The organism is Bacillus mobilis, assembly GCF_001884045.1.
GTDB classification, from domain to species: Bacteria; Bacillota; Bacilli; order Bacillales; family Bacillaceae_G; genus Bacillus_A; species Bacillus_A mobilis.
Genome location: NZ_MACF01000009.1, coordinates 1 through 25603 on the forward strand (window position 1 = coordinate 1; position 25603 = coordinate 25603).

The 25603-nt window shown below is 37.5% G+C and carries 21 protein-coding genes, 2 pseudogenes and 1 riboswitch; of the genes and pseudogenes, 4 read left to right on the forward strand and 19 right to left on the reverse strand.

All coding sequences use genetic code 11. The features are described 5' to 3' along the window. The 7 genes and pseudogenes from BAQ44_RS30205 to pcrB all read right to left on the reverse strand — a co-directional run. Positions 1-151, reverse strand: a pseudogene (locus BAQ44_RS30205) (RNA-guided endonuclease InsQ/TnpB family protein); the annotation flags it as partial. Between the two features lie 201 nt (positions 152-352). Further along, positions 353-1900 carry an L-glutamate gamma-semialdehyde dehydrogenase gene (gene pruA, locus BAQ44_RS00320; RefSeq protein WP_000259556.1) on the reverse strand — a complete coding sequence of 516 codons (1548 nt, stop codon included), beginning with the start codon at positions 1898-1900 and terminating at the stop codon, positions 353-355. Positions 1901-2052: 152 nt separating this feature from the next. Beyond that, on the reverse strand, positions 2053-2823 hold the full coding sequence (locus BAQ44_RS00325) for a TSUP family transporter (protein WP_061679437.1): 771 nt from the start codon (positions 2821-2823) through the stop codon (positions 2053-2055). Between the two features lie 95 nt (positions 2824-2918). Next, on the reverse strand, positions 2919-4112 hold the full coding sequence (locus BAQ44_RS00330) for a CamS family sex pheromone protein (RefSeq protein ID WP_071720162.1): 1194 nt from the start codon (positions 4110-4112) through the stop codon (positions 2919-2921). 16 nt (positions 4113-4128) lie between these two features. Further along, a complete protein-coding gene (ligA, locus tag BAQ44_RS00335) occupies positions 4129-6138 on the reverse strand; it encodes an NAD-dependent DNA ligase LigA (RefSeq protein WP_071720164.1) in 2010 nt (669 codons plus the stop codon). A gap of 15 nt (positions 6139-6153) precedes the next feature. After that, a complete protein-coding gene (pcrA, locus tag BAQ44_RS00340) occupies positions 6154-8403 on the reverse strand; it encodes a DNA helicase PcrA (RefSeq protein ID WP_063261867.1) in 2250 nt (749 codons plus the stop codon). A gap of 12 nt (positions 8404-8415) precedes the next feature. Further along, the gene (gene pcrB / locus BAQ44_RS00345; RefSeq protein WP_000272092.1) at positions 8416-9105 is read right to left on the reverse strand and encodes a heptaprenylglyceryl phosphate synthase; all 690 of its coding nucleotides are present in this window, start codon (positions 9103-9105) and stop codon (positions 8416-8418) included. Positions 9106-9594: 489 nt separating this feature from the next. On the opposite strand from pcrB, the gene BAQ44_RS00350 reads away from it, so the two are divergent. From BAQ44_RS00350 to BAQ44_RS00365, 4 genes and pseudogenes are all read left to right on the forward strand, one after another. Beyond that, positions 9595-9972: a YgaP family membrane protein gene (locus BAQ44_RS00350; RefSeq protein ID WP_000812333.1), complete on the forward strand. Its 378-nt coding sequence runs from the start codon at positions 9595-9597 to the stop codon at positions 9970-9972. A 220-nt stretch (positions 9973-10192) separates the two neighbouring features. After that, a complete protein-coding gene (locus BAQ44_RS00355; protein ID WP_000660687.1) occupies positions 10193-11038 on the forward strand; it encodes an SPFH domain-containing protein in 846 nt (281 codons plus the stop codon). A 16-nt stretch (positions 11039-11054) separates the two neighbouring features. After that, positions 11055-11219, forward strand: a complete 165-nt coding sequence (locus tag BAQ44_RS00360; protein ID WP_001085171.1) for a type II toxin-antitoxin system antitoxin — start codon at positions 11055-11057, stop codon at positions 11217-11219. Between the two features lie 108 nt (positions 11220-11327). Next, positions 11328-11809: pseudogene (locus BAQ44_RS00365) on the forward strand (DUF4362 domain-containing protein). Positions 11810-11861: 52 nt separating this feature from the next. On the opposite strand, the gene purD reads toward BAQ44_RS00365, so the two are convergent. The 12 genes from purD to purE form a co-directional block, all read right to left on the reverse strand. Beyond that, entirely contained in the window at positions 11862-13133 is a 1272-nt protein-coding gene (gene purD, locus BAQ44_RS00370) for a phosphoribosylamine--glycine ligase (protein ID WP_063261863.1), read from the reverse strand. A gap of 206 nt (positions 13134-13339) precedes the next feature. Continuing rightward, a complete protein-coding gene (gene purH, locus BAQ44_RS00375; protein WP_071720167.1) occupies positions 13340-14875 on the reverse strand; it encodes a bifunctional phosphoribosylaminoimidazolecarboxamide formyltransferase/IMP cyclohydrolase in 1536 nt (511 codons plus the stop codon). A gap of 24 nt (positions 14876-14899) precedes the next feature. After that, complete coding sequence (purN, locus tag BAQ44_RS00380; protein WP_071720170.1) at positions 14900-15487, reverse strand: phosphoribosylglycinamide formyltransferase; 588 nt, start codon at positions 15485-15487, stop codon at positions 14900-14902. Beyond that, the gene (gene purM, locus BAQ44_RS00385; protein ID WP_063261862.1) at positions 15484-16524 is read right to left on the reverse strand and encodes a phosphoribosylformylglycinamidine cyclo-ligase; all 1041 of its coding nucleotides are present in this window, start codon (positions 16522-16524) and stop codon (positions 15484-15486) included. The genes purN and purM overlap by 4 nt, the downstream gene beginning before the upstream one ends. Positions 16525-16625: 101 nt before the next feature. Then, positions 16626-18041, reverse strand: coding sequence for an amidophosphoribosyltransferase (gene purF / locus BAQ44_RS00390; protein WP_000879028.1), 1416 nt, complete (start codon positions 18039-18041; stop codon positions 16626-16628). Next, positions 18026-20245 (reverse strand): phosphoribosylformylglycinamidine synthase II, encoded by a 2220-nt coding sequence (gene purL, locus BAQ44_RS00395; RefSeq protein WP_071720172.1) that lies wholly within the window; start codon positions 20243-20245, stop codon positions 18026-18028. Before purL ends, purF begins: the two co-directional genes overlap by 16 nt. Beyond that, entirely contained in the window at positions 20229-20912 is a 684-nt protein-coding gene (gene purQ, locus BAQ44_RS00400) for a phosphoribosylformylglycinamidine synthase subunit PurQ (protein WP_048375606.1), read from the reverse strand. The genes purL and purQ overlap by 17 nt, the downstream gene beginning before the upstream one ends. Then, entirely contained in the window at positions 20909-21163 is a 255-nt protein-coding gene (gene purS / locus BAQ44_RS00405) for a phosphoribosylformylglycinamidine synthase subunit PurS (RefSeq protein ID WP_071720175.1), read from the reverse strand. The genes purQ and purS overlap by 4 nt, the downstream gene beginning before the upstream one ends. Further along, on the reverse strand, positions 21156-21875 hold the full coding sequence (gene purC, locus BAQ44_RS00410; protein ID WP_063261859.1) for a phosphoribosylaminoimidazolesuccinocarboxamide synthase: 720 nt from the start codon (positions 21873-21875) through the stop codon (positions 21156-21158). Before purC ends, purS begins: the two co-directional genes overlap by 8 nt. A gap of 88 nt (positions 21876-21963) precedes the next feature. Further along, complete coding sequence (purB, locus tag BAQ44_RS00415) at positions 21964-23271, reverse strand: adenylosuccinate lyase (RefSeq protein ID WP_000625687.1); 1308 nt, start codon at positions 23269-23271, stop codon at positions 21964-21966. Next, complete coding sequence (purK, locus tag BAQ44_RS00420) at positions 23268-24419, reverse strand: 5-(carboxyamino)imidazole ribonucleotide synthase (RefSeq protein ID WP_071720178.1); 1152 nt, start codon at positions 24417-24419, stop codon at positions 23268-23270. The genes purB and purK overlap by 4 nt, the downstream gene beginning before the upstream one ends. Then, on the reverse strand, positions 24416-24901 hold the full coding sequence (gene purE, locus BAQ44_RS00425) for a 5-(carboxyamino)imidazole ribonucleotide mutase (protein ID WP_000839367.1): 486 nt from the start codon (positions 24899-24901) through the stop codon (positions 24416-24418). Before purE ends, purK begins: the two co-directional genes overlap by 4 nt. Before the next feature lie 110 nt (positions 24902-25011). After that, a riboswitch (purine riboswitch) is annotated at positions 25012-25113 on the reverse strand. Between the last annotated feature and the right edge of the window lie 490 nt (positions 25114-25603).

Below are 25603 nucleotides of genomic sequence, written 5' to 3' on the forward strand. Positions count from 1 at the left end.
ATCCAGTGTACACCTGGCGTATATAAAAGTTTGTGGTGTTGTACATATTCTTAGCGTTATGACAAGATTCTTGAAAATAAGAATACATACGATGCCCTTTTTTAATCCAGATTTGAAGAGTTTTATAGTTTGACGGATTTTCCTTTTTCATTTTATTCACCTCCTTGTTAAGGATATTATAGCAAAAAGGGAACGTACGTTTCCTCTTTTTTCTTGAAAATAAAATATTTCTTTCGATTCACCTCACCACCTTCACTTACGTTTAGAGGTGGGAGTCCTCTCGAAAGGCATGATAGAAAGTTTTTCAAAAAAAGAGATCTTCGCATACTGCGAAGATCTCTCCTACTATTTCTTATAAAGTTTCAGAAGTAGTTTTTGCTTGCATGTGAAGTGCTAAGTAGTCAGGGCCACCAGCTTTAGAGTCTGTACCAGACATGTTAAAGCCACCGAATGGTTGGTAACCTACGATTGCACCAGTACATCCACGGTTAAAGTATAAGTTACCCACATGGAATTCTTCACGTGCTTTTTCAATATGGTCACGGTTATTAGTAACAACAGCACCTGTTAAACCGTATTCTGTATTGTTTGCAATTGCTAGTGCATGATCAAAGTCTTTTGCTTTACAGAATGCTACTACTGGTCCGAAGATTTCTTCTTTCATTAAGCGAGCATCTTCTGCAACGTCAGCAACGATTGTTGGTTGGATGAACCAGCCTTTAGAATCGTCTCCTTCGCCACCTGCTAAGATTCTACCTTCTTCTTTACCAATTGCAACATAGCTCATTACTTTATCGAATGCAGCTTGGTCATTAACAGGACCCATGTTTGTACCTAATACAGCTGGGTTAGCAACTGTTAATTCTTTCGTTAATTCAACAGCACGATTTAATACGTGATCGTATACATCTTCATGGATTACTGCACGAGAACATGCAGAACATTTTTGTCCTGAGAATCCGAATGCTGATGCAACGATAGATTTAGCTGCTAATTCAAGATCTGCTTCTTTATCAACAACGATTGTATCTTTACCACCCATTTCAGCGATAACGCGTTTTAACCAAATTTGGCCTGGGTTTACTTTCGCTGCACGCTCATAAATACGGATACCTACATCACGAGATCCAGTGAAGCTCACGAAACGTGTACGAGGGTGATCTACTAAGTAGTCACCAACTTCAGAACCATTACCTGGAACGAAGTTTACTACGCCAGCTGGTAAGCCAGCTTCTTCTAATACTTCCATGAATTTCGCTGCTACTACAGGAGTTGTACTAGCTGGTTTTAGTAATACTGTGTTACCAGAAACTAAAGCAGCTGTTGTCATACCTGCCATAATTGCGAATGGGAAGTTCCAAGGAGAAATGATAACACCTACTCCTAATGGAATGTAAGAGAAACGATTATATTCAATTGGACGGCTTTCTACTGGAATACCGTCTTTTAATTTTAACATTTGACGACCATAATATTCCATAAAGTCGATTGCTTCTGCTGTATCAGCATCTGCCTCATTCCATGGTTTACCTGCTTCTTTTACAAGAATAGCAGAGAATTCATGTTTTCTGCGACGAACGATTGCTGCAGCGCGGAATAAAATGTCTGCACGCATTTCTGGCTTTGATTTTCTCCAAGTTTGGAATGTTTCATCCGCTACTTGCATTGCTTTTTCAGCTAACTCACGGCTTGCTTTTGAAACGCGACCAACAAGTTCCTCTTTATTTGCAGGGTTTACAGAAACAATTTTGTCTTCTGTAGTGATTTTTTCTCCCCCAATAATTAATGGATAGTCTTGTCCAAGATAAGATTCTACTTTCTTTAAACCTTCTTCAAACGCTAATTTGTTAGCCTCCACTGAAAAATCTGTAAATGGCTCATGTTTGTATGCTACTACCATTTTTTTAGCCTCCCCTTAGAAAAACGTTTACATTTTACAACATTATTCTACACGATAATTTAGATTTATTCAAATATTCCTAGACTTATATTTTAAAAATTAATTAATTTTTAAAATATAATAAAAAAATAGAGTTATACATACGTATAACTCTACAAAATATGAGTATATTCCAAAATGTTTTTTCCAATCAATAAAATAGTTACTAATAAAAATAAAGTTCTTACATATCCAACACCTTTTTGGACTGCAAACTTCGATCCAAAATAAGCGCCAAAAATCATCGACAATCCCATAATAATACCGTATTCAAAATGAATTACGTCTAAAAATAAAAAAGTAATTAAAGATACGATATTACTAACAAAGTTCAAAAGTTTTCCAGATGCTGCTGCTTGAATAAAATCCAAACCAATTAATAAAAATGCAAAAATTAAAAAGGATCCTGTCCCTGGTCCAAAAAATCCGTCGTAAAACCCTATCATTAAAATAACAAAGAAAAATATTAATGTTTTTCTTTTCGTCATCTTCTTATAGGTAGATACACTTCCCCAATCCTTTTTTGCAATAATATAAATAGCAATAAACACCAACATCACAAGCACTAACGGACGTAAAATATCCGGCGGAATAAACTTTACTACTAAAGCACCTGAGACCGCCCCTATAATAGTTAACGGGATTAACTTTCCTACAATTTTAAAATCGACCTTTCCTGATCGAATAAAATAAATTGCACTCGTAAACGTCCCCATCGTTGCCGCTAATTTATTTGTTGCAATTGCCGAAGCTGGTGGTAAACCAACAAACATAAGTGCAGGAAGTGAAATTAATCCTCCACCGCCAACAACTGAATCAATAAAAGCTGCTAAAAAGCCGAATGCAATTAATAAAATAATGACTTGAAAACTTAATTCTTCCATGTGCTTACCCCTTACCCCCATTATTTATAACATTTTAAATTATAACAAAATTATTCAAGAAAAAAAGCCGTTCCATAAAGGAACGGCCCTCCTATTTAATCTAAAATTTTCACAAATGGTTCATCTTGCTTCGCTTCACGTATAATAATCGCTTCTGGGCGTTCTACAGATTTAATCGTTACTTGTACTTTCATATAATTCGGGAAGTATTCTGTCACAAGCCCAGCTACATATTGTGTAAAGCCAATTATTTCTGCTTTCCCATTAAACTGGACCGGAATATCAAGTTTTATTTCCCTTAATTCATCGTCTCTATACATACCAGTACCGATAACAGCTGTATAGTCGCCCTGGAAATAATCGCTTAGTTTCGCTTTAAAGTTCGATACTCTCGCAAGATCTTCACGTTTATTATCTGTTTTCGCTTGTTCAGATGGGAACAAATAATACTTCTCATTAATTTGTTTCCAATCCTCAACCTTTTCACTACCTTTTTCTACATTCGCATAAGAGACAAAGTTACCTGGTACGAGCGAAGACTTTGGAGCCTGACGATACATCGCAAACGTTATCGGAACATTTTTTGTGTCAGGTTTTTTTTCATGCATAAATTTCAAGACTTCTTGCGCCATTTTTTTCCCTTCGGCTAACATTTTTTCTTGCTCGATTTTAGTTTCACGCGGATAACCATGCTCTTCCTCGTAATAATGAACCGAATTCATTGCTAAACCAACTACAATACCTTGGAGTTCATCTGTTTCACCTTTTTTCACATAATAATCATGCTCTAAAATATTTGAAATATATATTGGATTTTTTTTATTTTTTTCCTCTAATGATTCAGATCCTCCACCTAACGCTGGGTTTAACCCAATGTTAGGAAATTTAACGGCATCTTTTTTTAACATGTCCTCTAGTTCCTTTTGTTCAGCATCTGTACGCTTTCTTTTAACAAGCATCTGTAAATTTTGAGTATCTAGAGCACTTCCACCTTTAAAGAAATGATCTTTCGTACTAAAGGATTCTTTTGCAATACGCATTAATCCTGTTTCAAATTCATCTATATCAAGACGATTACTTACTCCTTGTACAACTAAACCACGTGCAACTCCTGCGTCAAATGGAATAGTCGTCTTATAATATTCATCCGAAATAGAGTACTTCGGAACGATTGCTTGTTCTTTTGCTTTCCCCGATTTCTCAACCACTTTTTCATCTTTATCGGCACCTGCACTACATCCACTTACAAGTAGACCAAGGCTTAATACCGCTAATGCTATTTTTTTCATGGTAAGTTTGCACCTCTTACTTATTTAGCTCTTGTAAGAACCTCTCTTCATTCCAAACCTCAACATTATGCTTCTCTGCTTGTGCTAATTTCGAACCCGCTGCTTCACCTGCAACAACTAAATCCGTACTTTTACTAACACTTCCTGTTACTTTTCCACCTAATGCCTCAATCTTCTTCTTCGCTTCACTACGTCCCATAACTTCTAATTTCCCTGTTAAAACGACAGTTTTTCCTGCGAAGTACGACTCAACATTTTGTAAATCAGCAATTTTTATACCTTTGTATGCCATATTCACGCCATACTCTTTAAATTGTTGTAATAGCTCTAATACGTCTTCATTATCAAAATACGTCACGACGGATTGAGCCATTTTTTCACCAATCTCGTTAATTGCTTTTAGCTCTTCTTCCGTTGCTTTCACAAGTGCATCCATCGTTTCAAAATGCTCTGCAAATGTACGTGCTGCTTTTGCTCCGACATGGCGAATACCAAGACCGAATAGTAATCGCTCTAATGAGTTTTCTTTAGAATTCTCAATTGCTTGCACTAAATTCGTTGCTGATTTTTCACCGAATCGTTCTAACTGCAATAATTGCTCTTTCGTCAACGAATATAAATCAGCAAATGTACGAATATAATCCGCATCAAAGAGTTGTGTAATGACACGTTCTCCAAGTCCATCAATATTCATTGCATTTCTTGAAACAAAATGAATTAACCCTTCTCGAATTTGAGCTGGACAAGTTGGATTTATACAACGAAGTGCTACTTCTTCTTCTAAACGAACTAGTTCACTTTCACATGCTGGGCAATGCGTTGGCATATGGTATTCTTCTTCCTCACCAGTACGCTTATCGAAAATAACGTTCACAACTTCAGGAATAATATCTCCGGCCTTCTTCACTACCACATAGTCACCAATTCGAATGTCCTTTTCACGAATTAAATCTTCGTTATGTAAAGAAGCACGACGAACGATCGTACCAGCCACTCGCACTGGCTCTAGCTCTGCTGTCGGTGTTACAACCCCTGTGCGACCAACACTTAATTCAATACCTGTTAATCTTGTTACAACTTCTTCAGCCGGGAATTTATAAGCAATTGCCCACCTTGGACTCTTTGCTGTAGTTCCTAAACTTTCTTGAAGAGCAACATCATCTACTTTTATAACGATTCCATCAATCTCATAATCAAGATGCGGGCGTTTTTCTTGCCATTCTTCTACATAAGCTATAACTTCTTCGATTGTTTCACATGTACGACGATTTGGATTTGTTTTGAATCCAAGTTCACCTAAGAAATCAAGCGATTCACTATGTGATGGAATTATTTTTTCTTCTACATTCGCAAGACCGTACACAAACATAGATAAGTTACGCTTCGCTGCAATTTTTGGATCCAGTTGGCGTATTGAACCTGCCGCCGCATTACGCGGATTCGCAAATACATCTTCACCATTTTGTTCTTTTTCTTCATTTAACTTAACGAATGAACGCTTCGGCATATAAGCTTCGCCTCGTGCTTCTAACGTTACTTCTTCATTTAAACGGAGCGGGATCGCTTTAATCGTTTTTAAATTTTGGGTAATATCTTCACCTGTTACACCATCACCACGTGTTGCCCCTTGAATGAAGCGCCCTTTTTCATAATGAAGTGAAACAGCAAGTCCGTCAATTTTTAATTCGCATATATATCTTACATTCGCATCATCAATTCCTTGGCGTACTCGTCGGTCGAAATCACGTAAATCTCCTTCGTTAAATGCATTTCCTAAACTTAACATCGGTGATTTATGTGTTACTTTTTCAAATATATCAAGAACAGTTCCCCCAACGCGAATGGAGGGAGAATCTTCACTCATAAACTCTGGATTCTCTGCTTCTAATTTTATAAGCTCCTGCATATTACGGTCATACTCCGCATCAGAAACAGAAGGATTGTCTAATACGTGATACTGATAGTTAAATGTATTTAACAAATCACGCAGTTCTTCTATACGTTGTTTTGCTATCTCTTTTGACATATCCTCATTCCTTTCCTATTGTTTCGTCACAGGTGCAAATTTTGCTAACAAACGTTTAACACCAATTGGGCTTGGGAACGCAATATCTAATTCTTTTGCATCACCTTCACCTTTTACACTGACAACTGTACCGACTCCCCATTTTTGGTGGGAAGCTTTATCTCCTACTGCCCAGCCGATTTGCTCGCCACCTGTCGTCTTAGCTGCAGGACTCGCGAAAGCTGAACGAGAGCGTGTTGTAGTTGTCATTGTCGTTCTGCTGTTACTAGCCGTTCTGCCTTTTGCACCAAACGAAGTTTCACGCTTCGGCGCTGTTTCATTTAACGATTCTACTAGCTCTGCCGGGATTTCTGTAATAAATCGAGAGGCAGCGTTCATACTTGTTCGACCAAATAAAGTACGCATTTGTGCATTTGATAAATATAACTCTTCTTCTGCACGCGTAATACCTACATAAGCAAGGCGACGCTCTTCTTGCATTTCATCTTCTTCCATGAGAGAACGAGTATGCGGGAATATTCCTTCCTCTAACCCTACAATAAAGACAACTGGGAACTCTAACCCTTTCGCTGAGTGCATCGTCATTAAAATAACTTCCTCACCAGCAGTTGGATCTTCATCGACACGATCAATATCAGCAACAAGCGCTAAGTCTGTTAAGAATGCAACAAGGCTCTTATCTTCGCTTTGAGATTCAAATGTTTGCGTAACAGATAAAAACTCATCTAAGTTCTCTAGACGACCTTCCGCTTCTAAAGTACGCTCGTTTTTCAACATATCGCGATAGCCTGTTTTTTCAATAACTTCTTCTACCAATTCCGTAACAGATAAATACTCTTGCATATTTACCCAGTTGTGTAATAAACCTGCGAATTCTTTTACTGCCTTTGTAATTTTTGCACTTACTCCAACATGCTCAATCTCATCGAATACAGCAGTTAATGAAATTCCATTTTGTACGCCGTAATTAATAATTTTATCTATAGAAGTCGCACCAATTCCGCGCTTTGGCATGTTAATAATACGTGCGAAACTAATCTCATCATCTGGATTCCCAATTAAACGTAAATACGCCAAAATGTCTTTAATCTCTTTACGATCGTAGAACTTTGTACCGCCGACAATTTTGTAAGGAATATTAGATTTCAGGAAAATCTCCTCGACCATACGAGATTGCGCATTTGTACGATATAACACTGCAAAATCAGTATATTTTCTTTTTCCCATTTGAATATCGTCACGAATTTTTTTCGCAACAAAATACGCTTCGTCTTTTTCCGTTGCAGCACGGTAATACGAGATTTTGCTTCCAACTTGATTATCTGTCCATAATTTCTTCGGTTTACGGTTTGAATTTTTTTCAATAACAGCATTCGCTGCATTTAAAATATTTTGTGACGAACGATAGTTTTGTTCTAACAGAATAACTTGCGCATTCTCATAGTCTTTTTCAAATGACAAAATGTTAGAAATGTCAGCCCCACGCCAGCGATAAATAGACTGATCTGAGTCACCTACAACACATAAATTTTTAAAACGTGCTGCTAAATGTTTAACAAGAAGGTACTGCGCTTTGTTTGTATCTTGATACTCATCCACGTGAATATATTGGAACTTACGCTGATAAAACTCTAGTACTTCTGGAACACGTTCAAATAACTGAATCGTTGTCATAATTAAATCATCAAAGTCTAATGAGTTATTTTTCAGAAGACGTTTTTGATATTCTGTATATACATCGCTCGTTAATTTTTCATATGGATCAGCTATTGTAATTTTCTTTGCATATTTATCTGCAGATAACAATTCATTTTTCGCATTACTAATACCCGCTAAAATAGAGCGCGGCTCAAATTTCTTCGGATCAATATTACGTTCTTTCATGATTTTCTTCACAACCGTTAACTGATCACCTGAATCTAAGATTGTAAAGTTACGATTAATACCAATACGATCGATATCACGTCTTAAAATACGTACACACATAGAGTGGAACGTAGAAATCCAAATATCTTCTGCTTCTGGTCCGACAAGTGTATCAATACGCTCACGCATTTCACGAGCCGCTTTATTTGTAAAGGTAATAGCTAGTACATTCCATGGTGCTACACCTTTTTCACCAAGTAAATACGCAATACGATGTGTTAACACACGTGTTTTACCACTACCTGCACCTGCCATTAATAGAAGTGGTCCGTTCGTTGTTTGTACTGCTTTTTGTTGCTGCGGATTTAAACCATTTAATAATCTATCTGTCTTACTCATATATGCCTGCACCTACTCTCCTTTTACTGCTTTAACTGTTTTTAACGCGGATTTTATATCATCATAAATAATATTTCCAACAACTACTGTATCAGCATACTGCGCCATTTCTTTCGCTTGTTCTGCATTAGAAATACCGCCTCCGTAATACAACTTCGCTTGTTTTAATTCTGCTTTTACATTTTTAACAAGTTCAACATCTCCATACGTACCGCTATATTCTAAATAAAATATCGGTAAACGTAATAGCTTGTCTGCTAAACGCGCGTATGCAATCACATCATCTTCTGTTACATCACATTTCGCATCTGTAAGCTGGGCTACTTTCGCTTCAGGATTTAAAACACAATACCCTTCCATGAAAATTTCGTCCCAATCCATAATATCCCCAAATTCTTTCAAAGCCTCATGATGAACGCCTGTTACCCATTCCACTTTTCGGCTATTTAAAACGCTTGGGATGTAATAAAAATCAAATCCTGGTGTAATTGCTTCTACATCAGAAACCTCTAACACACAAGGAACTGCATATCTACGAATGCTAACTAGCATGTGCAGTACATTATCAATTGTCACTCCATCACTTCCGCCCACAATAACAGCATCTGTTCCAGACTCACAAATCATTTCTAAATGTTCATCACTTAACTCCTTATTTGGATCAAGCTTAAATACATGTTTCCACCCGGAAATATCGTACATGAAAACACCCTTTCTTTTCTCTATTTATATATATTTCTGTTCAAAATAACAGTTTATCCGACTTTAATGGGCAGTAAGACCCCCACCTCAAAATTCAGCGAAAGCAAAGAAGTTAGGTGGGGGGATCAACTGCCCATAGAAGTCCGATTGGTTCAACTAATAATCAGTGTGGGATGAAGAACCCCCCACTGATTAAAGTTTTACTTTATTTTCATTAGGATTTTTTAACTTCATCTTAAATATTTGTTTAAAACGGAGAATTAAGTTTGGAATTCCCTCTTCCATATTTTTTCAAACTAGAGGATTTAATTTTGAACTTCCTTTTATGCATTCTTTCATTATAACAAAAAAAGCTACTTACACACACGCACATTCCAACATCTTTTTCAACGTCAAATGTTGGATTACATATCCCAAAAATCACACGGGATACTAATAAGAGAAATAGTATTATCTATTTCAACTTTCATAAAAAGGAGTGTTTTTCTAATGAAGCAAAACATCGGTACAATAAACGCCCTAATTCGAATTACACTCGGACTTATCCTCTTCGGCTGTAGTAGCGCTAAACTTGTACGCAAGCCGTGGTGCACTTGGTCTAACGTCTTACTATGGATTGGTGCAATGAAAATTGCAGAGGGAATTGTTCGTTTCTGCCCTGTTGTTGAAATGTGGAAATTCGGAAAATACATGAATATGGGGGCATTTAAAATGCCTAGCATGAATTTTACTGAAAAGGGACATGCTAAAGAAGAAGTAAATCAAACTTCCAATCACGACAAACCACGGTCAAATGGAAGTTTTGACGCTTCTGACAAAGAGATTGAGTCAGCGATTGAAGATATAATCCTGGCAAAACCGCTTTGAATCATTTGTCACGATGCAAGATGCTCTCAAAGGGACTTAGCTGCTGCAGTGGGCGGTTAAGTCTTCTTTATTTTACCACAAAACAGAACGTATATTCTTATTTTGAACCTTAAAATATACATAAGAGATACCTAATCAATAAATTTCAGAAAATTAGGTGTAAATCCCTTGCTTAAAATGATATAAAAGTGATATCATTTTTATATCAGGAGGCGATCATATGAAAGAAAAACAAGTATTTTATGTTAATGGTTTTCTTGGGATTATTGGAATTTTGATTTTAGCCGCTATCGGTGTATTTTTCCTCGTGCAAGAAATTTTCATAGGAGCAGCATTAACTATTATTTTAGCCGCAGTTCTTGCTACAGGTATTGGTATTGTTCAACCAAACCAAGCGAAAGTCATTACGTTTTTCGGTAATTACTTAGGAACAATTCGTCAAAATGGTTTATTTTTAACGATTCCGTTCGCATTCCGTCAAACTGTATCGTTACGTGTGGAAAACTTTAATAGTAAGAAATTAAAAGTAAACGATGTTGAGGGAAATCCGATCGAAATTGCAGCCGTTATCGTATATAAAGTAGTTGATTCTGCAAAAGCAATGTTCGGTGTTGAACATTACGATCGATTTGTAGAAATTCAAAGTGAAACAGCAATCCGCCACGTTGCAACAAAATATCCTTATGACAATTTCCAAGATGAAACTTGCATCACGTTACGCGGAAATACGGAAGAAATCTCTGAAGAATTAAAACGTGAGTTAGAAGCACGCCTTGAAATCGCTGGCGTAGAAGTATTAGAAACTCGTTTAACACATTTAGCTTACGCAACAGAAATTGCCCATGCAATGCTACAACGTCAACAAGCAAAAGCAGTATTAGCTGCCCGAAAAGAGATTGTTGAAGGTGCTGTGAAGATGGCGAAAGATTCAATCCATATGTTAGATGAGGAAGGCGTACTGGAACTCGATGACGAGCGTAAAGCAAATATGGTGAACAATTTATTAGTTGCCATCGTTTCAGATAAAGGTGCGCAACCAGTTATTAATACAGGAAGCCTATACTAAAAGGTTGTAAATCATTATGGCTAAAAAGAAAAGCTTTCCATTACGTATTGATCCTGAATTACACGCTGTCATCGAAAAATGGGCGAATGATGAGTTTCGTAGCGTCAATGCACACATCGAATATTTGCTTCGAGAAATGGCAAAGCAAAAAGGAAAATTAAAAAAAGATAAAGATGCATAAAAAATCCCGCTGAGAAATCAGCGGGATTTTTTTAATACAATGATGATGTTTTCTTTGTAATTATATTGTAAAATACAAATATAACATTATTAATAGAGGTGGTTCGCTTTGCCTATAAAACATTACTATAAAAAAACGAGTTTATTCATCATTGTACTACTCTCATTCAATCTTGTCGCTTGCTCAAATAAACGACCAACGATTGATACATCCAATAAAGAATATAGTTTTGAAACCGCCGAAAAATATGGTGATGTCATTCAAAAGAATGACACAGTTTACAATATCGAAAAATTAGATACCTTCATTAAAAAATATAATTCAAATAAGAGTCACGCCATTCGCATCACTCGATTTAACGAAAAAGATGAACCTCTCATTATAGATTTAACAGTAAAAAAAGGAAGAGAGACAACCTCTTTGTATTATGATGTTGATTACTCAAAAATAAGCGACCGGAATACAGAAAACAAAAAAATCAATATTCCAATAATACTTGTCAAAAAATTTCAAAGAAAGTTTCATCAACAGCAATAACTTATCAGTTACAATGCCCTGACATTATTGATCTTGTAAAAGTTCCTAAATAAAATAATAAGAAAAGCGGAGAATGAACTACATCATTCTCCGCTTTTTATATTACTAGCTTCTCGTCATCTCATGCCCAATTGCACGATATCCTATATCACTTCGGTAAAATAGACCATCACTCTCAATTTTACCGATTTCTTTATACACCTTATCTTTCGCTGCTTGTAAACTGTCCGCCTTACAAGCAACAAATAGTACACGGCCACCATTTGTTACAAAGTCACCATGCTTCATCGCTGTACCTGAATGGAAAACAATCACATCTTCCAGTGCATCTAATCCTTTAATAATATCACCTTTTTTATATGCTTCCGGATATCCTTTTGAAGCAAGTACAACACCAATTACCGCTTCCTCTGACCATTGTAACGTTAATTCACTTTCATCTAATACAGCGTTACATACATCAACTAAATCATTTTCTAAGCGAGGTAATACTACTTCTGTTTCAGGATCACCAAAACGTGCATTAAATTCAATTACCTTTGGGCCATCATTTGTTAAAATAAGTCCCGCATATAAAATTCCTGTAAATGAACGGTTTTCTGCAATCATCGCTTTAGCAGTTGGATGTAATACCGTTTTTATCGCCTCTTGAACTGCTGATTCTGGAATTTGTGGTACTGGAGAGTACGCGCCCATTCCGCCTGTATTTGGACCTTTATCACCATCAAAAGCTCGTTTATGATCTTGCGCAATTACCATCGGATGCACAGTTGTCCCATTCACAAATGCCATTAATGAAAATTCTTGTCCATCTAAAAACTCTTCAATAACAACCTTCTTACTTGCTTCGCCGAACTTTACATCTTGTAACATTTCCTTCGCAGCTTGCAGTGCCTCTTCAAGTGTCATTGCTACTGTTACACCTTTACCAGCAGCTAATCCATCTGCCTTAATAACAATCGGTGCACCAATTTTTTGAATGTACTGTACTGCTTCTTCATAATCTGTAAAAGTTTCATATGCCGCAGTTGGAATATCATACTTTTTCATCAATTCTTTCGTAAAAGCCTTACTACCTTCAATAACAGCCGCTGCCTTATTTGGACCAAATACACGAAGTCCCTCTTCTTTAAAACGATCAACAATTCCATTCATAAGTGGAATTTCTGGTCCAACGAAAGTTAACTCAACCTTATTCTCTTTGGCAAATAGAACTAATGCATCAAAATCATTTTCATCAATATCAACTGGTGTTGCAACATCGCGCATACCTTCATTACCCGGTGCTACATATACCTTTTCCACCTTTTCAGATTGCGCAAACTTCCAAGCTAAAGCATGCTCACGCCCACCGCGTCCGATTACTAAAACATTCATATTTCATCCCCCAATACTTAAATAAGTACAAACTAGAAGCTATGCTCCTAGTTTGTTTTCATATCAATAAAAGTTTAAAAAGGAGGATCAAGAGAACCGAACAGGTCGAGGCGCATTTGACAGGAGGACACGGAGTGTAGTTTTCCTACATGAGTACCGCACTGGCAATGCAACGACGACTTGCGACAGTTATCTTGACCGGACCTTTAGTGTTTGAAATGACGTACGCCAGTGAACACCATAGCAATCCCATACTTATCTGCCACTTTGATAGAATCTTCGTCACGGATTGATCCGCCTGGTTGAATGATTGCTGTAATTCCTGCTTTTGCTGCTTCTTCTACTGTATCTGGCATTGGGAAGAAAGCATCAGATGCAAGTGCGCTACCTTGTGCCTTTTCGCCAGCTTGTGTAATTGCGATTTTCGCAGAACCTACACGGTTCATCTGTCCCGCGCCTACACCAACTGTCATGTTATCATTCGCTAAAACAATTGCATTTGATTTCACATGTTTTACAACTTTCCAAGCTAATTTTAAATCTTTCCACTCTTGCTCTGACGGTTCACGTTTTGTCGGAATTGAAATTGTACTTTCATCTAATGATAACGTATCTTCCTCTTGAACAAGAAGACCACCTTGTACAGAAGTTAATTTTTTACTTGCACTTGTCGATTTTTCAATATCTACAGTTAGTAAGCGTAAGTTCTTCTTGCTTTGCAATACGTCTAAAGCTTCTTGTGAGAACGAAGGAGCGATAACAATTTCTAAGAAAATTTCATGTAATTTTTCAGCTGTAGCTTTGTCAATTTCACGATTTGCTGCAATAATACCACCAAAAATGGATACTGGATCTGCTTCATAAGCGCGTGTGTATGCTTCATGAATATCAGTTCCTACTCCAACACCACATGGATTCATATGTTTTACCGCTACTACTGCTGGTTCTATAAATTCTTTCACGATACTAAGCGCTGCATCTGCATCGTTAATATTGTTATAAGATAATTCTTTACCGTGTAATTGTTCTGCGTATGCAACAGAAGAAGTTACAGCGAATGGTGCTTTATAGAATGTTGCTTTTTGATGTGGATTTTCTCCATAACGTAAATCTTGTTTTTTCTCAAATGTCACTGTTAATGTTTCTGGGCTTTCTTCACCCATTTGCTCTGTTAAATAGTTAGAGATTAACGCATCATATGCCGCTGTATGGCGGAATACTTTCGCTGCTAATTTACGTTTCGTTTCTTCTTTTACTTCACCGTTCTCTTTCAGTTCTGTTAATACAACATCGTAATCTACTGGATCTACAATTACCGATACAAATTTATGATTTTTCGCAGCAGAGCGAATCATTGTTGGACCACCGATATCAATATTTTCAATTGCATCAGCAAATGTTACATCAGGCTTAGCGATTGTTTCTTTGAATGGGTATAAGTTAACAACAACATAATCAATTGGCTCCATACCTAACTCATTCATTTGCGCTACATGCGTTTCATTATCGCGAACTGCTAATAGACCACCATGAATATTTGGATGTAATGTTTTTACACGACCATCCATAATTTCCGGGAACCCAGTTACTTCAGAAATACCGATTACTTGTAAGCCGTTTTCTTCTAGTAATTTTTTCGTACCACCTGTTGATATAACTTCGATCCCTTGTTCTAGTAAACCTTTAACAAATTCTACTACTCCTGTTTTATCTGAAACACTTACTAATGCACGCTTTTTCATCTATCCTTCACCCCTGGTTGTATGTTAGTTAACAGTTGGTTCTTTCACAGATTGAACAATTTGATTCACTGTATTTACGTATAATTTATGTTCAACTTGTTGAATTTTCTTTTGTAAGCTTTCTCTCGTATCCCCTTCAGAAACAACTACCGCTTCTTGCGCAATAATTGGCCCTGTATCCATACCTGCATCTACATAATGAATCGTTACTCCAGTTACTTTTACACCTGCTTCTAACGCTTGACCAACAGCATCTTTCCCTGGAAAACTCGGCAGTAGTGATGGATGAATATTAATAATCCTTCCGCCGTAAGCTTCTAATAAAGTCGGTCCAATTAAACGCATATATCCAGCTAAAATAACATAATCAATTTCATACTCTTCTAGCTTCTTTAATATTTCTTTTTCAAACACTTCTTTTGATCCATATGCTTTCGCTGAAAAAGCGAAACATGGGATATGATGATAATGTGCTCGTCCAACAGCGCGTGCTTCTGGTTTATCACATACTAATAAACTAATATCGGCGTCTAATCTTTTTTCTTCTACCGCATTGATAAGAGATTGAAAGTTAGAGCCGCTCCCAGAAGCAAAAACTGCTAATCTACTCATAGTGCCGCTCCCCCATTAAAGGTAACGCCAGCCCCTTGTACAGTACGTCCAATAATACTAGCTATTTCTCCTTGCTCTTCAAGTAGACGAACGATATCTTTTGCCTCTTCTTCCTTCACCGCTACTACCATACCAATACCCATGTTAAAAATATTGAACATTTCTTTTTCTTCTAGTTTTCCAACTTCTTGAAGCAAACTAAAGATCGGTTGAATTTTCCAAGATCCTAATTCAATTTCTGCACCGATTCCTTCTGGTAACATACGTGGAATATTTTCAATGAATCCGCCACCTGTAATGTGTGCCATTCCGTATACTTCATATTTCTTCAATAGTTCTAAAATAGGTTTGACATAAATTTTCGTTGGTTTTAATAATTCTTCACCAAGAGGTAGTTCTAAGCGTCCGTAAATACGATCTAAAGATAGTTCTCCATCTTCTAGTAATACTTTTCGTACTAAAGAATAACCGTTACTATGAATACCGCTAGATGCTAAGCCAATTAATACGTGACCCGCTTCAATTTTTTCACCTGTTACAATTTTCTTTTTATCAACAATACCAACTGTAAAACCAGCTAAATCGTATTCTTCCGTAGAATACATCCCTGGCATTTCAGCTGTTTCTCCACCAATTAATGCACAACCAGCTTGGCGACAGCCCTCTGATATACCTTTGACGATGTTTTCAATTTTACTAGGTTCAGCTTTACCACAAGCAATATAATCAAGGAAGAAAAGCGGCTCTGCTCCTTGGACAACAATATCATTTACACACATTGCTACTGCATCAATACCAATTGTGTCATGTTTATCTGCCATAAAAGCGAGCATCAATTTCGTTCCCACGCCATCTGTTCCAGATACTAATACAGGTTCTTCTAATGCAAATTTTGATAGATCAAACATACCTCCAAAACCGCCTAAACCGCCTAGCACTTCTTTTCTCATTGTTGTTTGTACGTGTTTTTTCATGCGAGATACCGCTTCATATCCAGCTTCAATATCTACTCCTGCTTGCTTATATGCATTCGCCATCGTTATCTACACCTCGTCTTTTAATTTCTCCCTATCTAGGGCCGGCCGTTGTAAGAAAGAAGCTAGCTTCTACATCAAAAGAAGTAGAAGCTTTTTTCTTCTTATTTCATACTTTCTAAAAGCTCTTGCTCATAATCATAAAGAGCTGTTGGGTAATCTCCATTGAAGTACGCCATACATAGACCGCCATATTTCCCTTCATATGGACGTCCAATTGCATCTACTAATCCATCTTCACTTAAAAATGTTAATGAGTCTGCACCGATTATTTCACGAATTTCTTCTACTGTATGATTTGCTGCAATTAATTCTTTTCTCGTTTGAATATCAATGCCATAGAAGCATGGATATTTCAGAGGTGGTGACGCAATTCTTACGTGAACTTCTGTCGCTCCAGCCTCACGAAGCATACGAACAATTCGTTTACTCGTTGTTCCTCTTACGATAGAATCGTCAATCATAACAACTCGTTTTCCTTCAACTACACCTCTTACTGCTGAAAGCTTCATCTTAACCCCTTGCTCTCGCAGTTCTTGAGAAGGTTGAATAAACGTACGTCCAACGTAACGATTTTTAATTAATCCTAACTCATATGGAATGCCTGTTGCCTCAGCATAACCAATTGCTGCCGAAATACTAGAGTCTGGCACGCCAGTAACAACATCAGCTTCAATAGGAGCTTCTGCCGCCAAACGTTTTCCCATGTTTTTACGTGCTGCATGGACGTTAATGCCTGCAATATTAGAATCCGGACGTGCAAAGTAAATGTACTCCATACTACAAATTGCATGATCTACTTCATTTGTAAAACGATCTACGTGAATTCCTTCATCATTGATGATAAGCAGTTCACCTGGTTCTACATCACGAATGTATGTTGCACCTACTACATCGAAAGCACATGTTTCCGATGCTACAACGTAAGCATCCCCCATCTTTCCAATTGAAAGAGGACGGAATCCATTCGGATCTAACGCAACGATCATTTCATTTCCAGTTAGTAAAAGATATGCAAACGCACCTTTCACTTTATTTAGAGCCTCTTTTACACTCTCAATTAATGAATCTTTCGTACTACGTTTAATAAGATGTAAAAGTACTTCTGTATCTGAACTTGTTTGAAAAATACTTCCCTCTGCTTCTAATTCGCGGCGAAGCATTTTTGCATTAATTAAGTTTCCGTTATGAGCTAATGCCATACTATGATCAGAAAAACGGAATAATAATGGTTGAACGTTAGCAACTTCACTTCCGCCAGCTGTCGCATACCGTACGTGTCCAATTGCTGATTTTCCGTTTAAGCCTTCTAGCTCACCTCTTGAAAATACTTCCGATATTAAACCTAACCCCTTGTGACCGACAATTTTCTCACCATTATTTACGACGATGCCTGCGCCTTCTTGTCCACGGTGCTGTAAACTATGCAATCCGTAATACGAAACTTGTGCTGCATTTTCATGCCCCCAAATTCCAAAAACGCCACATTCTTCATTTAACCCCTTTATTTCAGCAAGCATGGGATTGCCCCTTTCCAAGCCTTTCTCATTTCATCTACATTTGCTGTAAGTAATACTTCATTTTCTTCATTATGAATTGTTACTTCATTTGTATTTGTCACTTCTCCAACTTGAATTGCTTCTACCGCTTTCTCGAACGCTTCTTTATTTTCACGTGTTACAGTTATAACGAAGCGAGATTGTGATTCAGCGAATAATACGGCTGTTGCTTCTCCGTCTAATTTCACAGTAGCACCTAAACCATTAGCGCCAATTGCACTTTCTGAAATCGCAACTGCTAAACCACCTTCTGCAACATCATGAGCAGATTGAACAAGGCCAGCTTGAATCGCTGCTAATACTTGTTTTTGACGCTTTAATTCTACATCTAGATCGATGCTTGGTGATTGACCGAAAATTTTGCCGTGAATCATTTTCTGTAATTCACTTCCACCAAACTCAGCTTTCGTCTCTCCAATTACATAAACTAAATCACCAGCTTGCTTAAACTCTTGTGTTGTTACATGTCTTAAATCGTGTACAAGTCCAACCATCCCAACTGTCGGTGTTGGATATACTGCTTCACCACTACGTTCGTTATACATTGATACGTTTCCGCCGATAACTGGCGTTTGTAATGTGCGACAAGCTTCACTCATACCATCTACTGATTTCTCAATTTGCCAGAAGATTTCTGGTTTTTCTGGATTACCGAAGTTTAAGCAATCTGTAATTGCAAGTGGCTCTCCCCCAGAACATACGATATTACGTGCTGCCTCTGCTACCGCAATTTTACCGCCCACTTCTGGATCTAAGTAAATATAGCGAGAGTTACAATCTGTCGTCATTGCTAATCCTTTTTCTGTACCGCGTACACGTACAACTGCTGCATCTGAACCTGGTGTAACAACTGTGCTAGTGCGAACTTGATAATCATATTGATCATAAACCCACTCTTTACTTGCAATCGTCGGTTGTTGTAATAGAGCGAATAACGTTTCTTTATAATTTTCTACTTTTGGTGTTTCCATTTTCATTGCCTGGAATTCAGCAAAGTATGCTGCTTCTTTTGATGGTTTATGATAGATTGGTGCTTCTTCTGCAAGAGCATCTGCTGGTACTTCAGCTACCTTTTCACCTTTATGGAATAAGCGAAGCATTTTGTCTTCCGTTACTTTCCCCATCGTAACGGCTGCAAGACCATACTTCTCAAATAAATCTACTATCTCTTGCTCTCTACCCTTTTTCACAACAATTAGCATACGTTCCTGTGATTCAGATAGCATCATTTCATATGGTGTCATTCCTGTTTCACGCTGCGGTACATCATCTAAGTACATTTCAATACCCATTCCCGCTTTACTTGCCATTTCTGCAGAAGATGATGTTAAACCAGCTGCACCCATATCTTGAATTCCCACAAGTGCATCCGACTGAATAAGTTCTAAGCAAGCTTCAATCAGAAGTTTCTCCATAAATGGATCTCCTACTTGAACTGCTGGGCGCTTCGCTTCTGAGCTTTCAGATAACTCTTCAGATGCGAATGTTGCACCGTGAATACCGTCACGACCAGTTGATGCTCCTACGTACATTACTGTATTTCCAGCACCGTGCGCTTGCCCTTTTTTAATATCTTCGTGGTTAATTAAGCCTACGCACATTGCATTTACAAGTGGATTTCCTTCATAACATGGATCAAACTGTACTTCGCCGCCAACAGTCGGAATGCCGATACAGTTACCGTATCCTGCAATCCCTGCTACTACTTCTTCGAATAAATATTTCACACGTGGTGACTGTAATTCACCGAAGCGAAGTGAGTTTAATAGAGCTACTGGGCGTGCTCCCATAGAGAATACGTCACGGATAATACCACCAACGCCTGTTGCTGCTCCTTGATATGGTTCAATAGCAGATGGGTGGTTGTGACTTTCCATTTTAAATACAACCGCTTGATTATCACCGATATCTACAATTCCAGCACCTTCCCCAGGTCCTTGCAGAACGCGCTCACCTGTTGTTGGGAATTTTCGAAGTACTGGTTTTGAATTTTTATAACTGCAATGTTCAGACCACATAACAGAGAATAATCCTGTTTCTGTATAATTTGGCAGACGGCCTAAAATCTTTTCAACCATGGCAAACTCTTCGTCTGTTAGCCCCATTTCCGCATATATGCGCTCTTCTTTAATTTGTGTTGGATTTGGTTCAAGCATTAACGACATATGTTTCCCTCCACTGTTTTAAGATAGATTGAAAGACTTTTAACCCTTCAGCACCGCCAAGTAATTCGTCTACAGCACGCTCTGGGTGTGGCATCATACCAAGTACATTTCCTTTTTCGTTTACAATACCAGCAATATCTGAAACGCTTCCATTCGGATTTTCTACGTAACGGAATGCGATTTGATTATTCTCTTCTAATCTTTTTAGCGTTTCTTCATCACAATAGTAATTACCCTCACCATGCGCGATTGGAATATTGATTACTTCATCTTTTTCATATTGTGATGTAAACATCGTTTCATTATTTTCAACACGCAACTGAACAGTGCGACACATGAATTTTAAATTTTCGTTTCTCATTAACGCTCCTGGTAGTAATCCTGATTCAACAAGAATCTGGAATCCATTACATACACCTAAAATCGGCTTTCCTTGCTCAGCAGCTTTTTGCACTGCTTTCATTGCATTCGCAAAGCGAGAAATAGCACCGCAGCGTAGGTAGTCACCGTAAGAGAATCCACCTGGTAGTAAGATTGCATCATATTCATCTAAATTCTCTGTATCGTGCCAAACGTAATCTACTTCTTCGCCGAGCTCATCTTTAATTGCATGGAACATATCAACATCACAGTTCGAACCTGGAAATACTATTACGGCAAATTTCACTGTGCGACAACCTCCTCAACTTCATAACGGAAGTCTTCCATTACAACGTTTGCTAATAGTTTTTCACACATTTCTTTTACCTTTTCGTCAAGGTCAGATACCGATTTATCAATTGTTAGTTCCATGTATTTTCCGATTCGAACGTCTTGTACTTCTGTAAATGAAAGACTATGAAGTGCTCCTTTTACCGCTGTTCCTTGTGGATCTAATACGCTTTCTCTTAATGTTACATATACCTTAACTTTATACATGTGAAATTCCCCCTAAACGTTTTAAAATCTCTTCATAAGCATCTGTTAAATTTCCAAGATCGCGACGGAATACGTCTTTATCAAACTTTTCATTGCTCGTTTCATCCCATAAACGGCAAGTATCTGGTGAAATTTCATCCGCTAAAATAATTTCTCCCTCTTCCGTTACACCAAACTCTAATTTGAAATCTACTAGTCTTACACGACAGCTTGCGAAATGATCAATCAACACTTGATTGATTTGTAGAGCCATTTCTCGTAATACGCTTACTTGCTCTGGCGATGCAACGTTTAATACACGAATATGATCTTCCGTTACAAGCGGATCTCCTAAATCATCATCTTTGAAGTAAAATTCTACGATTGGTTCTGCAAGTACAGTTCCCTCTTCCATTCCTAATCGTTTTGAAAGACTTCCTGCAATTACATTTCTTGTGACAACTTCTAAAGGAATAATACTCACTTTTTTAACAAGTTGCTCTATCTCAGATAACTTCTCAACAAAATGTGTTTTAATTCCTACTTCTTGTAACTTTCTGAACAATAAAGTTGTAATCTCATTGTTCAAACGACCTTTTCCTGTAATCGTTTCTTTTTTCTCCCCATTGAAAGCAGTCGCACTATCTTTATACTCTACCCAAACCATATCTGCTGATTCTGTACGATAAATTCTTTTTGCCTTACCTTCATACAGCAATTCTAGCTTTTGCATTTCGCAAGCCCCCTGTAGTTTGAAAAATGTGAATAATATTTTTATAAAGAATGGCACAGAATGACTCTATTCTGTGCCATATGAAATTTTACGCTTCGTTTAATCCTAGGCGTTCAAAGATTGTATCAACGTGTTGCATATGATGCTCATAGTTGAAGCATTCATTAATTTCTTCTTGTGTTAACTTGCTCGTAATACGCTCATCAGCTTCTACAAGCTCTTTAAATTGTACTTGTGTTTCCCAAGCTTCCATCGCTTTAGGCTGTACGATATCATAAGCTTCTTCACGTACCATACCTTTATCGATTAATGTAAGCATTACGCGCTGAGAATAAATTAAGCCGTATGTTCTTGTCATATTGCGTTTCATATTCTCTGGGTATACAGTTAAGTTTTTAACGATATTACCAAAGCGATTTAACATGTAATTTAACGCGATTGTAGCATCTGGTAAAATTACGCGTTCTGCTGAAGAGTGAGAAATATCACGCTCATGCCATAATGGAACATTTTCATAAGCTGTCATCATATAACCACGGATAACACGAGCTAAGCCAGTCATGTTTTCAGATCCGATTGGATTACGCTTATGTGGCATTGCAGAAGAACCTTTTTGGCCTTTTGCGAAAGCTTCTTCAACTTCACGTGTTTCACTCTTTTGTAAACCACGGATCTCAACTGCCATCTTTTCGATAGATGTTGCAATTAGTGCAAGTGTTGACATGTAATGAGCATGGCGATCACGTTGCAATGTTTGTGTTGAAATTGGCGCTGCTTCTAAGCCTAAGTTTTCACAAACATACTTTTCTACGAATGGATCGATATTTGCGTATGTACCAACCGCACCAGATAATTTACCAACGCGAACTGTATCAGCAGCTTGTTTGAAACGCTCTACGTTACGTTTCATTTCTTCATACCAAAGACCAAGTTTTAAACCAAATGTTGTTGGTTCTGCATGAACACCGTGTGTTCTTCCCATCATGATCGTGTACTTATGCTCTTTCGCTTTGTTAGCTAAAATGCTTACAAAGTTTTCTAAGTCTTTTAATATGATTTCATTCGCTTGTTTTAAGATATAAGATAACGCTGTATCTACTACGTCTGTAGATGTTAAACCGTAATGAACCCATTTACGTTCCTCACCTAATGTTGGTGTTTCTGATACAGCACGAGTGAATGCAACTACATCATGACGTGTCTCTTTTTCAATTTCATAAATACGATCAATATCAAATGATGCATGCTCACGAATTTTTTTAACATCTTCTTTTGGAATATCGCCAAGCTCAGCCCATGCTTCACAAGCTAAAATCTCAACTTCTAACCACGCTTTAAATTTGTTCTCTTCCGTCCAAATTGCACCCATTTCTGGGCGTGTATAACGACTAATCATTTTTTTCCCTCCAACAGTTGTTCTTGATGGTCCCAAATATGCAAACTCTTCGCTTTTTCTAGAGCGACTTCAATATTATCATTTAAAATATTAACATGCCCCATTTTTCGCTGCGCTTTTGCTTCTTCTTTTCCATACAAGTGTAAATAGCACCCGGTTAATCTATTCACTTGTCTTAGGACCCCTTCTATATGTTCGCCTAAAATGTTTACCATGACAACTGGTTTTAACAAATTTGTTTCTCCAAGAGGTAAATTACAGATTGCTCGAATATGTTGACCAAACTGACTCGTTTCACATGCATCCTGTGTATAGTGTCCTGAATTGTGAGGTCTTGGCGCTAATTCATTAATGTAAATCTCACCATCAGCTGTAGCAAACATCTCTACCGCTAGTGTTCCCACAAGTTCTAGTTCATCCGCGAGCACTTTTGCATAAGCAATTGCTTTTTGAGAAAGTTCTTCTGTAATGCGCGCTGGAACGATAGATTCATGCAAAATGTTATTTACATGAATATTTTCCGCTACCGGAAATACTTTCGTTTCACCACTTACACTACGAATGACAATAACTGATACTTCTTTTTCAAAAGGCACCCATTTCTCTAAAATACACTCTGCTGCATGTGCAAGCTCTCGCGCCTTATCAACGTCAGCTTCACTTCTTAAAACAACTTGCCCTTTCCCATCATATCCACCTGTCGTTGTTTTTAAGACGGAAGGATATGATAACTCGGCGATTGCTTCAGTAAGCTGCTCTTGCGTTTGAACCAATCTATACGTTGCTACTGGTAATCCCGCTTTTTCAATTGCATTCTTTTCTGTAAAACGATTTTGCGTTTTACTTAACAACTGACTGCCTTGCGGTAAGTAAGCATGTTTTTCTAGCCATTGTAAACATCTATAATCAATATTCTCAAATTCATATGTGACGACATCACTGATCTCCGCTAAATGCTGAATTGCTTTTAAATCGTCATATGATGCAACAATTTCAATATCAGCAACTTGCGCACATGGTGAATTTTTTGTAGGATCTAAAACAGCAATTTTATATCCCATCTCTTTAGCTGCCAATGCCATCATTCTTCCTAGCTGGCCGCCTCCAATAATGCCGATTGTTTTTCCAGGTAAAATGATTCTCGTCATACTAGCTCACTACCTTCGCGCACATCTTTTTCAATTGCTTCTCTTCTCAATTCTAATGCATCATGTATATCATCATGGAATGATCCAAGTATTTGTGCAGCAAGTAAACCAGCATTTGTTGAACCAGCCTTACCAATTGCAACAGTTGCAACCGGAACCCCTCCTGGCATTTGGACGATGGATAATAATGAATCTAAGCCGTTTAACGCTTTTGATTGAACTGGAACTCCGATTACAGGAAGATTCGTCTTCGCTGCAACCATTCCTGGTAAATGCGCTGCTCCACCAGCTCCAGCAATAATAACTTTCAATCCACGTTCACGAGCCGTTTCTGCATATTCAAACATATAATCCGGAGTCCGATGAGCTGATACAACTTTTTTCTCATACGGTATATTTAATTCATCTAAAATGTCACAAGCATATTTCATTGTTTCCCAGTCTGACGTGCTTCCCATTATGACTCCAACTAGTGATTTCATATTAGAATCCCCCCGATTCAAATAAAAAAAGCCTGAAATAGAACAGTTTCTCTTTTACTATGAGAGAAAGTGCTCTACTCAGGCATACGTATCCCTTGTGAATAGAAAAATACCGAGTGACTTTCCCTCATAGTCTAACGAATAACGGTCGTTAGGTAGAGACTTGCAGGCCATATCCCCGCGATTATATGAGGTCTTATATATTATTCTTTCTATGGCTATATTAACAATATTTCATAAACAATGTCAATAAATAATCGAATGTTTTTTTATTACTTACCAATAACGTTCGTGTTTTAGTTATATTCAAAAGGATAATTGTAACTATATGCAAGAAGGATAAGAAATTAGAATATATATTTCTAGAGATCTATCTTACATATAATCGTTTATATTCATTTAAAAGGGAGAACAATAACAAAAAAACAACTACACTCTTTCTCATTTATTCCTTTGTATTGCAGTCATTGCTGAAATGATCGAATACTCCTTTATACCATCACACTTTTAACGTTTCCTATCATAGAGATTATTTTAGGAGCACTCGGAAAATCTGAAAAACAAAAAAATCATTACTATTACTTTGAATATCCTTATTTTCATTCTTTTTTATTCTTTAAGGTTATATAAAAATAAACACAAAAAAACCTAAGTCGAATCGACTTAGGTTTTTGCTTGGCGACGTCCTACTCTCACAGGGAC

Bases quoted from the DNA above. Each gene is read 5' to 3' on its own strand.
- purS (WP_071720175.1), bottom strand. From the start codon at position 21,163: ATGTATAAAGTTAAGGTATATGTAACATTAAGAGAAAGCGTATTAGAT.
- purC (WP_063261859.1), bottom strand. From the start codon at position 21,875: ATGCAAAAGCTAGAATTGCTGTATGAAGGTAAGGCAAAAAGAATTTAT.
- purE (WP_000839367.1), bottom strand. From the start codon at position 24,901: ATGAAATCACTAGTTGGAGTCATAATGGGAAGCACGTCAGACTGGGAA.
- BAQ44_RS00330 (WP_071720162.1), bottom strand. From the start codon at position 4,112: ATGAAAAAAATAGCATTAGCGGTATTAAGCCTTGGTCTACTTGTAAGT.
- purN (WP_071720170.1), bottom strand. From the start codon at position 15,487: ATGAGTAGATTAGCAGTTTTTGCTTCTGGGAGCGGCTCTAACTTTCAA.
- ligA (WP_071720164.1), bottom strand. From the start codon at position 6,138: ATGTCAAAAGAGATAGCAAAACAACGTATAGAAGAACTGCGTGATTTG.
- BAQ44_RS00350 (WP_000812333.1), top strand. From the start codon at position 9,595: ATGAAGCAAAACATCGGTACAATAAACGCCCTAATTCGAATTACACTC.
- purF (WP_000879028.1), bottom strand. From the start codon at position 18,041: ATGCTTGCTGAAATAAAGGGGTTAAATGAAGAATGTGGCGTTTTTGGA.
- purK (WP_071720178.1), bottom strand. From the start codon at position 24,419: ATGACGAGAATCATTTTACCTGGAAAAACAATCGGCATTATTGGAGGC.
- purB (WP_000625687.1), bottom strand. From the start codon at position 23,271: ATGATTAGTCGTTATACACGCCCAGAAATGGGTGCAATTTGGACGGAA.
- purH (WP_071720167.1), bottom strand. From the start codon at position 14,875: ATGAAAAAGCGTGCATTAGTAAGTGTTTCAGATAAAACAGGAGTAGTA.
- pcrB (WP_000272092.1), bottom strand. From the start codon at position 9,105: ATGTACGATATTTCCGGGTGGAAACATGTATTTAAGCTTGATCCAAAT.
- BAQ44_RS00325 (WP_061679437.1), bottom strand. From the start codon at position 2,823: ATGGAAGAATTAAGTTTTCAAGTCATTATTTTATTAATTGCATTCGGC.
- BAQ44_RS00355 (WP_000660687.1), top strand. From the start codon at position 10,193: ATGAAAGAAAAACAAGTATTTTATGTTAATGGTTTTCTTGGGATTATT.
- pcrA (WP_063261867.1), bottom strand. From the start codon at position 8,403: ATGAGTAAGACAGATAGATTATTAAATGGTTTAAATCCGCAGCAACAA.
- purM (WP_063261862.1), bottom strand. From the start codon at position 16,524: ATGGCGAATGCATATAAGCAAGCAGGAGTAGATATTGAAGCTGGATAT.
- purL (WP_071720172.1), bottom strand. From the start codon at position 20,245: ATGTCGTTAATGCTTGAACCAAATCCAACACAAATTAAAGAAGAGCGC.
- pruA (WP_000259556.1), bottom strand. From the start codon at position 1,900: ATGGTAGTAGCATACAAACATGAGCCATTTACAGATTTTTCAGTGGAG.
- purD (WP_063261863.1), bottom strand. From the start codon at position 13,133: ATGAATGTTTTAGTAATCGGACGCGGTGGGCGTGAGCATGCTTTAGCT.
- BAQ44_RS00360 (WP_001085171.1), top strand. From the start codon at position 11,055: ATGGCTAAAAAGAAAAGCTTTCCATTACGTATTGATCCTGAATTACAC.